The sequence below is a fragment of the Aeribacillus sp. FSL W8-0870 genome (assembly GCF_037963755.1).
Lineage (GTDB): Bacteria > Bacillota > Bacilli > Bacillales > Aeribacillaceae > Aeribacillus > Aeribacillus composti.
Genome location: NZ_CP150165.1, coordinates 3,982,735 through 3,995,534, shown reverse-complemented (window position 1 = coordinate 3,995,534; position 12,800 = coordinate 3,982,735). Strand labels below are relative to the sequence as shown.

Sequence of the window (12,800 nt, the reverse complement as noted above, 5' to 3'; positions counted from 1 at the left end):
ACTACTATAAAACTACCCTCCAATTATGATTGCAAGCTGCGATGATAGTTTTGTGCTTTAATATGTAGTTGGCAATGAGTTCGGTCATGTCGATGGGGATATTTTTAACGATCGGTTTTTCTTTAAACATATCAAAATTGCCTGTTCCACCTGCGCGGTAGCTGTTCATGACGACATCATATTCTTTGTCAAGCTCCAATGGGCTGCCGTGATAATTTAGCTTCACAACTCGTTGGCCAACTGGATTAGAGATTTTTAATTCGTATTCAATTCCTTCCCACATATCATAATTGTAATGCTGCGGTTTAGGATATAAGAAAGCGGGATTGACAGAGATTGTTCCGTTTTGAACCGTAAAATACTTGGCGCTTTGCTCTAAAGCATCTTTAATATCTTGGCCGCTGATGCGGATGACAGTTAATGTGTTCGGATAAATATAATTGGAAACAATATCGCGCATTGTAACATGTTGTTTGAATCCAGGCAAGTCATTATTGAATAAGGCAGTGGCAGAAATATCAACTTTGGCTGTTTCCATTTGCACCTTATTGATAAATTCTATAAAAGGATTGTCTTGTAATCGGGTCTTCAATGGATCAGATACGGTCATGTCACCAATAACGGTTCCGATCGGCTGATCCAGCCATTTTTGCGTTTCTTGTTCAATATCGGATATCAATGCCAAAACATCTTGATTCGCTTCCATTTTTTCATCAATTTTGATTAAGTTGAAATGACTAACGATTGCGGGGCTGTTTCCATTTGCCTTCTGTCTAACTTTCATCGTCACTTCACCCAAAAATTGCCCCTTATGGCTTGGCTGAATGATTGTGATGCCGTTTAGTTTATCTGCGAGTGGGCGGTGCTGATGGCCTGTGATTAAAATATCAACACCCTCTAGTTCTTGGCACATTTGGTATGCTTGGTTTTCTCCTGTCAGCTGTTCTATAGGCTCTCCAGTTTGTAGATCTCTTTCAAATCCCCCATGATATGAGACGATCATCACATCTGGTTTTTCTTTTTGGCGAATATCGCTCACCCATAATTTAGCCGTTTGCAATGCATCTTTGAAAACAAGTCCCTCAATATTTCGCGGCTCTTCCCAATTAGGGATGAAATGAGTGGTTATACCAAGTACAGCAATTTTGACTCCGTCCAATACCTTGACGAGATAAGGTGTTCCAAAAGCGGGCTCTCCTGTTGTTTGCTTCAAGATATTAGCGGACAGCCAAGGAAAAGCTGATTGATCAATCGCCTTTTGTAAATAACTTCGTCCATAATTAAATTCATGATTTCCCAATACGCATGCATCATATTGGAGATCATTCATAACTTGAATCATCGGATTTTCACTGTCGGGCCTGTTTTTTGCATGGTAATAAGTCAACGGGCTTCCTTGAATCAAGTCTCCATTATCAAGTAAAAGTACATTGCCTTTTTTTCTTTTTTCTTTTATAATCGTGGCTATTTTAGCCAGTCCGAAATTTTGTTCTTCTTTGTCTCTGTAATTGGTCGGGTAAATGTAGCCGTGAAGATCGCTGGTTACAAGCAGATGAATCGCAGTTTCTTTCTCCATTATTTTCCTCCTCCTTTTTTTTCATCATAACAAATCGTTGTAAAAATAAAATAGATAATTAAATGAAAAGAAATAATTTACAAAGTTAATAAAATATTCGTGATATTTTGTAACAAAATTTACAAATAATTAAAAATTTGGTGCTAAAATGGAAATTAGATTTTCAAAAAGATATGGGGGAAATTAATATGTTTAAAAAATTAGTAGCTTTTGGAACAATACTAGCTTTAACAGCGGTGGTCATCAGCGGATGCGGGGAATCCAGCAATTCCCAACAAACTAATAGCAGCAAAGAATCAGATGGATATATTCCGGAAACCCTTTCTGTACAATTTGTACCTTCTCAAAATGCAGATACATTGGAGGCCAAAGCAAAGCCGCTTGAAAAGTTATTGGGAGATCGTTTGGGTATACCTGTAGAGGTAAGTGTTTCAACGAACTATAATACCATTGTTGAAGCAATGGAATCCAAAAAAGTAGATGTAGGATTTTTGCCGCCAAATGCTTATGTGCTGGCGAAAGAAAGAGGAGCTGCTGAAGTAATTCTTCAAGCGCAACGTTACGGAGTGGATGATGAGACCGGGCAGCCAACAGATGAACTAGTAGACAATTACAAATCAATTTTCGTAGTGAAAAAAGATTCTGGTATTACTAGTGTGAAAGATTTAAAAGGAAAGAAAATCGCTTTTCAAGATGTCACTTCATCTGCAGGTTATGTTTGGCCGGCCGCAACGCTGATGGATAATGGGATTGATCCATTAAAAGATGTACAAGGAATAACAGTAAAAGGGCACGACCAAGCAATTATTTCTGTTTTGAACGGTGATGTCGATTGTGCGGTTGTTTTCCAAGATGCCCGCAATACCGTAGCAGGAGATTACCCAACTGTTTTCGAAGATACGAAAGTCATTGAGTTTACAGAACCGATTCCGAACGATACGATTTCCGTCCGTTCCGACATGAATTCAGAATGGGTTGAAAAAATCAAGCAAGCTTTCATTGATATTGGAAAAGACGAAGAAGGGCATGCGATTATAAAAGACATTTACACGCATGAAGGCTACATAGAATCGAAAGACAGTAACTTCGATATCGTCAGGGAGTATGCTGAAAAAGTGAAAACTGAATAATGTATTTTCATAAAATATAGCCAGGCGAATCGTTCGTACTGGCTAATCCTCTATGAATAGATAAAGCAACGTCGGGATGTTTAGATAAATATTTAAAAAAGGTTGGTATGCAGAGTGATAGAATTTCATCGTGTTACAAAAATTTATCCTAATGGTGTAGTAGGATTGGAAAATATTGATTTGAAAATTGAAAAAGGGGAATTTGTTGTGATTGTCGGTTTATCTGGCGCTGGCAAATCAACGTTGCTACGTTCTATTAATAGATTGCATGAAATTAGTTCCGGAGAAATAACAATAGACGGGAAATCCATCACGAAAGCAAAGGGGAAGGAACTCCGCCGCATCCGTCGCGACATTGGGATGATCTTCCAAAATTTTAATTTAGTGAAAAGGTCGACTGTTTTGCGAAATGTTTTATCTGGAAGAGTTGGCTACCATTCTACTCTCCGAACCGTTTTGGGATGGTTTCCAAAAGAAGATGTGGATTTGGCCATGAATGCTCTGGAACGAATGAATATTCTTGAAAAAGCGTACACCAGATCGGATCAACTTTCAGGAGGACAGCAGCAAAGAGTGTCGATTGCTAGAGCTTTGGCGCAAAAAGCTAAAATCATTTTAGCGGATGAGCCTGTAGCATCTTTAGATCCTTTGACAACAAAACAAGTAATGGATGATTTAAAAAAGATCAATCAAGAGTTAGGAATAACGCTTGTTGTCAACCTGCACTCGGTCGATTTAGCTAGACAATATGCCACAAGGATCATCGGCCTGAAAGCAGGACAAATTGTGTTTGACGGATCTGCTAGGGAAGCGACAGATAAACGGTTTTCTGAAATATATGGAAAGCCTTTTGAGGTGGGAACAAATGAAGCGGATAGAGAGTTTAAATATGAATCGATTAACTAAACAAGAAATTCCTAAAGCACCTACTAAAATAAAGCATTACTTGACAACAGCGTTGATTGTGCTGCTGATCGGCTGGAGCGCCTATCAAACGGAAAGTTCTTTCATCGATTTTGTTGAAGGGTTTCCAAATATGTTTGATTTGCTTGTACAAATGTATCCTCCCAGCTGGTCATATTTTGATGATATTGTTCCGGCAATGCTTGACACATTCCGCATGGCGGTTATTGGGACAACGATGGGAGCTTTGCTTGCGGTTCCATTTGCTTTGTTATGCGCAAGCAACATCGCTGCCAGCAATTGGATTTATTACCCGTTCAGATTTATTTTAAATTTAATTCGTACCATTCCTGAACTTCTTTTAGCCGCTATATTTGTTGCGATTTTCGGATTGGGGCCATTACCAGGAATATTTGCATTAGCTGTTTTCTCAATGGGCATTATTGCGAAATTAACTTATGAAGCGATGGAAAGTATTGATAAAGGCCCATTGGAGGCGATGACGGCAGTTGGCGCCAATAAAATTCAATGGATCGTCTACTCTGTCGTTCCGCAAGTGTCCCCTTACTTTGTCTCTTTCGTTCTTTACACCTTTGAAATTAATATAAGGGTTGCAGCTATATTAGGACTAGTGGGAGCAGGAGGAATCGGAGAATATTATGATAAAACATTAGGTTTTCTTGAATACGACAAAGTGAGTACAATCATTATTTTTACATTAATGGTTGTTTTGTTGATCGACTATATTAGTACTAAATTGCGGGAGAAACTATTATGAAGAGTGTTGCAAGACCAGTTAAACCAAAAAAGAACCGGTTCATGCTTTGGAGTATATATGTGTTGTTGGCTGTTATTTATATATGGGCATTATCCGGTATTCCAATAGAAGGATTTAAAGAAACGGCCGGCCAAATTACAAAAGCGATTTTATCCGGCATTCTTTCTCCTGATTGGGGATATGTTTACTTGCCCGAAGGCGAAGATCTGCTCCGAGGGCTATTAGATACATTAGCGATTGCCATATTAGGCACATTTATTTCAGCTTTTCTATGTATACCGTTTGCTTTTTGGGCTGCTAACAATATGACGAAAGGGAAGATTGCGGCAGGAACAGGAAAATTTATTTTAAGCTTTATCCGGACATTTCCGGAACTAGTGATGGCGTTGTTATTTATTAAAGTAGTAGGCCCTGGCTCTTTTGCCGGTGTGTTGGCGCTCGGACTCCATTCCATCGGGATGCTTGGCAAATTGTTTTCAGAAGAAGTGGAAAATATTGATTTCGGACCAATTGAAGCTTTGAAAGCAACAGGAGCAAGCGGCTTGCAAACGCTGTGGTTTGCCGTTGTTCCACAAATCATTCCTGGGTTTATCTCTTACACCTTATATCGTTTTGAAATTAACCTCCGTTCCGCAAGCATTTTAGGAATCATCGGTGCAGGCGGAATCGGTACACCGCTTATATTTGCCATGCAGTCTCGCGACTGGAGTCGTGTCGGTATTATTTTATTAGGAATCATTGCCATGGTTACGATCGTCGATATCATTTCCGGCTATTTGCGCAAGAAGGTGGTTTAGCAGATGCTCATAAGGCAGCAATGTATATCGAAAGCTCCAGCAATAGCGGCTGAACTCAATAAAAGGCTTTTGCCTCGTTGAGTTAATAAATTATGGAGGTAGAGTAATTATGAGAAAGATGCTGTTGCAGGGCCTTGTGGCAGTATTGGCGTTTTTTGTTTTTGCTTTGGAAAACGTAACTGTAAGTGCAGAAGGTCCGAATGATCCGGCCCCAATCTTAGTTCCTAGCGATCCGAACGGCAAGAAAGTTTTGTTTGATAACAGCCATGGGCAAACAGCAGGCCAGTCCGATTGGGTGATTGATGGTGCATTTTCCGATTTTGCCAATGCATTGCTTGAAGCGGGATATACAGTGAAGGAGCATCGGAGTTTAGATCCACTTACTCTGGAGGATTTAGAAGGCTATGATGTTTTTATTATTCCAGAGGCACAAATTCCTTTTAAGAAGTCTGAACAAGATGCTATTGCCGAGTTTGCAGAACAAGGGGGAAGCGTATTTTTTATTGCCGACCACTATAATGCCGACCGAAATTTTAACCGTTGGGATTCAAATGAAATTATGAATGGTTGGCGCAGAGGGGCTTTTGATAATCCAACAAAAGGAATGGATCAAGGTGAACAAGCTGCAATGGCTGGTGTTGAAAGCACTGATTGGCTAAGTGAAGAATTTGGTGTAAGATTTCGTTTTAACTCGATAGATAACACAACAGCAAATGTGATTATACCATCTGATGAATCCTTTGGTATAACGAGTGGCATTGATGAAATTTCGATTCATGCTGGTTCTACACTGGCTATTATGAATCCTGAAATTGCTAAAGGGATTGTTTATTTGCCTGATGGGCTTACTGTAGAAGAAAACAAATGGAGCAATGCAGTTGACGAAGGGGTTTATTTTGGCGGCGGAATTCATGAAGGGCCCTTTGTAGCGATAGGAAAAAAGGAAAGAGGAAAGGCCGCTTTCATCGGCGACTCTTCTGTGGTGGAAGACAGCACCCCTAAATATAGAAATGAAGAACACGGAGGAGTCAAGAGAACGTACGACGGATTTACTGAAAAAGATAATGGCCAATTGCTAATGAAAATTGTCGAATGGCTGTCTCATAAAGAAAGTTATCTGACCTTCTCTGAACTTGATATACCGCTTGATCAGCCTTCACCAATATTAGAAATGGAGACCCCAGAGCATTCTGAGGAGCTGAAGCCGGAGCCTTGGCGTTCACCGAATGAAGGTTATCTTTGGTATGATCAATCGACATTTGCTGACGGTTCATTTGGCTCGGAAATGGATCCTCCAAAAGATATTAAATATAACATTGAAACCCCTGAATATTTGCCAACTGGCGGAGAACCTTTTCAAGTAACACTCAAATTAACAGATATGAAACCGGGACAAGTCATTGAAAATGGGGAAATTCAAGTATATTTAGAAGGTGGTACATCAATTTCGCAAGTTCGGCTTCCGAATGGAACATGGCCTACCACTTACGGTTATCAAAGTGTTGGGAGCATTCAAGCTAATCAGCATGGTGTGGCGGAAAAAGTACTGACAATGAGACTTAACCCAACGGTACAAGACGGAACAACAGGATATATTCGCCTTCGAATAGGGGCTGGAAACAACGTCTTCACCAAAACAGTCAATATCGGTCAGTCAATTGTTGAGACGCCGCCTGGCGGTGAAGAAAAATATCAATTGTTAACACCGAAATTCATTCCGCTCGGAGGTATACCATTTCCGGTAGAAGTGGTGATGAGTGGTTTAACACCTGGCCAAGCAGTATCAAATGGACAAATTCAAATATATTTGTCAGGCGGGCAAAGCATTTCGCAAATCCAATTTGAGGATGGAACATGGCCAATCACTTACGGTTATTTTAATATCGGCAAACTGACAGCAGATGAAAATGGAAAAGCAAAGAAAACGATCATGATGCGCATTAATCCAAATGTTTCGGCGTATGAAGCCTATATCCGTTTGCGCTTAGGTTCGGGCAATAACGTTCTCACGCAGAAGGTAACTATGAGATAGCCATTACAAATTGAAAATGTGTTAGTGTGTATCAGGTTTTTAGAACAGTATTTTGCAACGGCAACGGGGGTAATAATTATGTTTACATTACCCATTCGATAAGGTATCACTAAAATGTTATTCAGCTGAAAGAAGAAGATTGTCTCCACACATAAGACTAAATATTTACTCTTATGTGTGGAAAAGCGGTGTTCCTTATATGCCCCTTTTTACATTATTTAGTTAATATAGGGACGGTTCGATAAGTCCTAATAAGATGAAGCCAGTATAGAAAAACAGCTCATTTTTCTATACTGGCTTTTGTATATGTTTACAATTTTTACTAGAAAACAGCTGGCGGATGACGGCTATCCCTTCATGAGCCTCGGCAAATTCTTGAAGCTTTCTCTCCGCTATTTCTCATTAAAATCCTGAATTGTTTTCCTCAGCTTTTGAGTTCAAACTGTACATCGACTTCAAACGTTTCCGAATCTCCTTGATCGTCTGTTCGATTACATTGGTCGCATACATCACGCTCCGAATACTGACTGGATTCGTCCATAATTGTCAGAAGGACATCCAAGTCGTTGCTGCGATTACGCCTCTCTCAGATACTTAGTAATGACGGAATGGCAGATCATAAAATATTGCCTGCGCCCCGGGAGCAATGGTGATACGCTTTCTCAGGCAGCACTGGCGGGATCACTATAAATAAAAACAAGGGGATTCCCTTTTTCCGCTTCAGAGTCGAAGTAATAGCAAAAAAACATCCGCCTGTTCTACGTCCTTTCAAGATGCCATAATGAAGTAAAAAATTTCTCACGGCATTTGAAAGGGGAAACTATTGAAAATTTTATTTGCGAAAAATTCATGAAGATTCTATTATTTATTTAGAAAATTGTTATATGTTTTGGAGTGTGGTCACGAATTTATGAAAATGGTTTCCTTTAATGCATACCGGACCATCGGAATTCCAGGTGTACACTATATAAAGCCTGACAATATGTTTAAAGAATTAGAAACCATTCAACAAGCGGATATTGTTCTTTTTCCTGAAACGTGGCAAGCCCTTGCTCTTGTATACGGATTAAAGAAAAAATTTTTCCAAGCATTGAATCATTGCAGCTGGGCTTTAGCAAAGTAGAAATGACGAGAGCGCTGTGGACGGTGGCGCCTGAGCATGTTCCATATACAGAAATATTGGCAAGCACCCCAAGCAATATCGAAAAAGTATTAGAAACGTTCCCGTTCCCATTTGTTGCAAAGGAAGTCCGGAATTCAATGGGAAGAGGAACCTTTTTAATAAAAAATGAGTATGATTTTTATCAATATGCCAATCAAAATGATGTGCTGTACGTACAAGAATATTTAGAAAACGACGGAAAAGATTTACGCATTTGCGTCATTGGAAAAGATATTTTCACCGCCTATTGGCGGGTTGGGGCGGAAGGGGAGTTTCTCCACAATGTTGCCCAAGGCGGAAGCCTCTGTTTTGAATTTATACCGCAAGAAGCTTGTGATCTTGTTTTGAATGTCTCGAAACAATTGAACATTAATCATGCTGGTTTTGATGTGCTGGTAAGCGGAGGGCATTTTTATATTCTCGAGTTTAATGTGCTTTTTGGTAATATGGGCATCACAAAAAGTGGATTATCAGTTGAAAAAGCAATTTATGAATATTTATTAAGTGAATTTGTGCCGCCTTTTCCAACATCACCGACTACAAAAAAGGTTATTTAAAACAATAAATGCTAAATGTTCATTTTAGTAGATTCATAGCGATCCTTAATAAGGAAAAGACGGAAGAAATGCAATAGTTTTTGTTTATCACAGAGTGGGAAGCGGCTAATTAGAAATTTTTGTTTTTTAAAATGGAAAATACAGTATGAAATTGCTTGTGGATAGATCGTGCGCCAGCTTTGGAAAAGATGTATTAACGGGCTTCCTTCGTCGATTGTGTACATGCTTCAGGAAGAGCATGTAATGGTTCATTTGCATGAAGAATTATTTTAAAAAAACTTTTTTCTCGCTATTGCTCAGCTGATCACAAAGGGTAGAATGTTTTCATCTTTAAACGAAAGGACAGCCGAAAGTTGCACCTTCCTTCAATAACGATTTGCCGCACAAAAGGTAAAATTTGAGCCTGCTGTCTGATTTATGTTTCACATGGAACAAATGTGCTGAACGTTTGTCTATTGCAATAAATATGAAAACATTTATTATAAGTTATATATTTGAAAAAATGGAATTTTAAAATTTTTATTATTTCCCAGGTTAAATTGTTTGCGTTCCCTTTATTATCATGTAATAATTTCTGTTAACAACATAGATATTTAGTATTTCAAAACAGATCTCTATAATACTGCAAGTGGTGGTGTATAAAATGGAAGGAATCAATCAGTTGCCAGTGAAAGTAGGGGATTGGGTAAAAGGAAAAACAAAAAGCGGCGAATTTATTTACGGTTATGTTGAAACGATAGATTCATCACAAAAGATTATAAGAGTAAAAGTTATGGCTTGCGACAATGAAATCGTCGTTGGTAAAACAGTTGAAACATTAAATCATTGGGTAAAAAAATTGCCCGTATCTCCAATAGAAAATGAAGAGCAGATTAAAGCATTAATTGATTTAGCCTTGTTAACAAAAGATGAAAATTGGTTTATGGAGCTGTCCAACAAATTAAAACAATTAACGAAAGAAAAGGAGAAAGAAAACATAATATAAATGAATAGGACAGCTCCGATGATAATTTTTTCACAATAATTTTTATGATCGTTTTAATACGATTCACGTTCCCCCGTTATAACTTTATGTTATCCTCCCAGAATATAGAGCATTTTATTATTTCAATATATTATATTTCTTTCCCATTGCCAAAAACCTTTATTCTTTTATAGCTGCCCACATTCCTACATTGTATATATTTTTTATCAGCTCAATTCAGTTGTTATGTAATGAAGGAAGACGTTTGAAAAACATCATCATACTGATCAATATTTGTTCACAATAGGGAGTTCTGCCTACATATGCAGAAGAACCGGCGGCATTTTTCAAAGTGATCGTTGGAACGTCGTTTCGTCTTTTTTTATGAAACATACTAAAAAATCACTGATTTTAAACATTAAGAATTACCGTTTAAATGCCATGAAGCCGTTTCATTTAGAAAGAACAGGGCTTTGCCAAATCACCATTCGATCAAGTTAATAACTAGTAATACAATTTCCAAACATATGCATAATGGAAAAAAGAGAATGATTTGGCCTTCCGTGCAGCAGCAAGAAAGACTGATTCCAATCTTTTGGAATCGGTTTTTTTATGACCAATTTTGTCGATGCGTCCAGTACGATCGGCAACTGTAAATTTCTGTATTTGCGGGATATCAAAAGAAGGGCGCCCCAATTTCTCATGATTGAAAAAATAAAAGGGGATTTCCAGCATTTTTGGTTTAAAAAGTTTCAAAAATAAAAGAAGCTTCATTCAGTGGATCGCTAGTTCTCATAGCTTTTTTGTAATGCTACAATATAGGAGAATATTAGAAAAATTCGATAAACATTGTAAGCTGGCATGTGATGCGATTGGACGAAAAGCTTTAATCAACAATTGAAGGAGGTGTTTTATGATGAAGAAAAGAGAGTATGTCAAACAATGTTGGAAGCGCTTTATTTTTGAAAATAAGCTCGACGAAAAATTATCTCCCATTGTAAAGGATTCATGGATTCGTTCCAAAGAAATGAATGTTGATCCTTTTCAACGATACGGTCAAATGAAAAAAATCAAAATAGACCATTACAAGCCTTTAATTGAATGTTCGGTTCCGTTTATGGAAGGATTGTATTCAATCGTAAAGGGCTCGGGTTTTTTAGTGATTCTTTGCAACGAAAAGGGACAGTTGTTAAAATCAATTGGCGACGCTGATACGTTAAAGATGGCAGCTGATATTCAATTTGTGGAAGGTGCTGATTGGAGTGAACAAGCAATGGGAACGAATGCAATCGGAACTTCGATTGTGATCAATCAACCTGTACAAATATATGCTGAGGAGCATTATTCGGAAATTTGCCAGGCATGGACATGCTCGGCTGCGCCCATTCACGATTCAAAAGGAAGGATAATCGGCGTATTAAATGTTTCAGGCCCATATGAAAAGGTGCATCCACATACTTTAGGAATGGTAGTATCAGCAGTGAAAGCGATTGAGTACCAGCTGGAGCTGATTGAAAAGACAGAAAAAAACATTATGATGCAAAGATTTCTTGAAGCGACTACCAATAATATGAAAGAGAGCATCCTCATTTTCGATACGGAAGGGCTCATTATTAAAGTGAATGATCAATTAAAAAAGCTGCTTCAATTGAATCATTCTTGCCTGGAAGGGAAAAAGATCAGCGAAGTTTTTAGCAACAAATCGATTATTTCCAATCGCCCTCGACATCTTCAAAATCATGAACTGCACTTAAAAATAAAACAGTCAAACAAAGTTTTTCATGTTCTAGTTGATAAACTCCCCATTTATAAAGACAGCCAATGGATCGGTTCAATGATGATTATAAAAGAGATTCAAAAGATAAGACAATTTATTAATCATTTATCAGGCAATCAGGCGAAAATCACTTTTTCTGATATGATCGGGAAGCATCCTCAGTTTCTCCAAAAAGTAAACGAAGCGAAGCTAGCAGCAAAAACGGACTCAAATGTATTAATTTTAGGAGAAAGCGGTACGGGAAAAGAAATGTTTGCACAAGCGATCCATAATGAAAGCGATAGAAAGCATAAGCCTTTTATAGCCATCAATTGCGGCGGAATTCCTCGAGATTTATTAGGAAGCGAACTGTTTGGTTATGCGGACGGTGCTTTTACCGGAGCGAAAAAAGGGGGTAGTGCAGGAAAATTTGAGCTTGCCGATGGCGGTACGCTTTTTTTAGATGAGATTGGAGAAATGTCTTTGGAAATGCAAGTATTGCTTTTACGAGTCATACAAGAAAAGGAAGTGGTGCGAATCGGCGGGCATAAAGTTTTGCCTGTTGATGTTCGCATCATCGCAGCGACGAACAAAAATCTTCGGGAAGAGGTCGAAAAAGGCAGCTTTCGGGAGGATTTGTTTTTCCGGCTTAATGTCATGCCGATCACTTTGCCGTCATTGCGAGAAAGAAAAGAAGACATACCGCTCCTTGTTCATCATTTTATTGAAAAAAATTGTGAAAAGTTAAATAAGCCTTTTCCTGAAATCAAACCGGATTTTTTTCAAGCGTTAATACATTATCATTGGCCGGGAAACATTAGAGAATTGCAAAATATAGTAGAAAGAACTTTAAACAAATTGACGAAGCCTGTTTTAACTATTAAAGATTTGCCTGAGGAAATTATAAAAACGGACTCCAAGCCAAAATCGGAAACGGTGTTTATTCATCGAGATGAAATGAAAAAGCAGTCGATCTTGCAAGCTTTACGTCTATATAACGGCAACATCACAAAAGCTGCGCAATATTTAGGGATATCACGAAGCACTTTTTATCGGCAAATGCAAAGATTTCAAATCCCTTATTAATATCATTTTGTTTCATTTCGTATCAAATTGTATCATTGTGTCTCTAAAAAGCGTCCCAA

Annotated in this window: 10 protein-coding genes; 9 read left to right on the top strand and 1 reads right to left on the bottom strand. The window is 38.3% G+C overall.

The window, feature by feature from the left end; translation table 11 throughout:
* Positions 1 to 4: 4 nt before the first annotated feature.
* Positions 5 to 1,576, bottom strand: a complete 1,572-nt coding sequence (locus NSU02_RS19230; RefSeq protein ID WP_339193662.1) for a bifunctional UDP-sugar hydrolase/5'-nucleotidase — start codon at positions 1,574 to 1,576, stop codon at positions 5 to 7.
* Between the two features lie 188 nt (positions 1,577 to 1,764).
* On the opposite strand from NSU02_RS19230, the gene NSU02_RS19225 reads away from it, so the two are divergent.
* The 9 genes from NSU02_RS19225 to NSU02_RS19185 all read left to right on the top strand — a co-directional run bounded on the left by NSU02_RS19225 (position 1,765) and on the right by NSU02_RS19185 (position 12,741).
* Positions 1,765 to 2,706 (top strand): phosphate/phosphite/phosphonate ABC transporter substrate-binding protein, encoded by a 942-nt coding sequence (locus tag NSU02_RS19225; RefSeq protein WP_082830382.1) that lies wholly within the window; start codon positions 1,765 to 1,767, stop codon positions 2,704 to 2,706.
* A 114-nt stretch (positions 2,707 to 2,820) separates the two neighbouring features.
* Positions 2,821 to 3,612: a phosphonate ABC transporter ATP-binding protein gene (gene phnC / locus NSU02_RS19220; protein WP_063389115.1), complete on the top strand. Its 792-nt coding sequence runs from the start codon at positions 2,821 to 2,823 to the stop codon at positions 3,610 to 3,612.
* Complete coding sequence (gene phnE, locus NSU02_RS19215) at positions 3,596 to 4,387, top strand: phosphonate ABC transporter, permease protein PhnE (protein ID WP_339195859.1); 792 nt, start codon at positions 3,596 to 3,598, stop codon at positions 4,385 to 4,387. The genes phnC and phnE (NSU02_RS19215) overlap by 17 nt, the downstream gene beginning before the upstream one ends.
* A complete protein-coding gene (phnE, locus tag NSU02_RS19210) occupies positions 4,384 to 5,184 on the top strand; it encodes a phosphonate ABC transporter, permease protein PhnE (RefSeq protein ID WP_108897361.1) in 801 nt (266 codons plus the stop codon). The genes phnE (NSU02_RS19215) and phnE (NSU02_RS19210) overlap by 4 nt, the downstream gene beginning before the upstream one ends.
* Before the next feature lie 109 nt (positions 5,185 to 5,293).
* On the top strand, positions 5,294 to 7,216 hold the full coding sequence (locus tag NSU02_RS19205) for a DNA-binding protein (RefSeq protein WP_339193657.1): 1,923 nt from the start codon (positions 5,294 to 5,296) through the stop codon (positions 7,214 to 7,216).
* Between the two features lie 910 nt (positions 7,217 to 8,126).
* Positions 8,127 to 8,339, top strand: a complete 213-nt coding sequence (locus NSU02_RS19200) for a hypothetical protein (protein ID WP_339193655.1) — start codon at positions 8,127 to 8,129, stop codon at positions 8,337 to 8,339.
* 2 nt (positions 8,340 to 8,341) lie between these two features.
* Positions 8,342 to 8,935, top strand: coding sequence for a hypothetical protein (locus NSU02_RS19195; protein WP_339193652.1), 594 nt, complete (start codon positions 8,342 to 8,344; stop codon positions 8,933 to 8,935).
* 643 nt (positions 8,936 to 9,578) lie between these two features.
* Positions 9,579 to 9,920, top strand: a complete 342-nt coding sequence (locus tag NSU02_RS19190) for an IDEAL domain-containing protein (RefSeq protein ID WP_063389111.1) — start codon at positions 9,579 to 9,581, stop codon at positions 9,918 to 9,920.
* Positions 9,921 to 10,812: 892 nt separating this feature from the next.
* A complete protein-coding gene (locus NSU02_RS19185) occupies positions 10,813 to 12,741 on the top strand; it encodes a sigma-54-dependent Fis family transcriptional regulator (protein ID WP_339193650.1) in 1,929 nt (642 codons plus the stop codon).
* Positions 12,742 to 12,800: the final 59 nt, after the last annotated feature.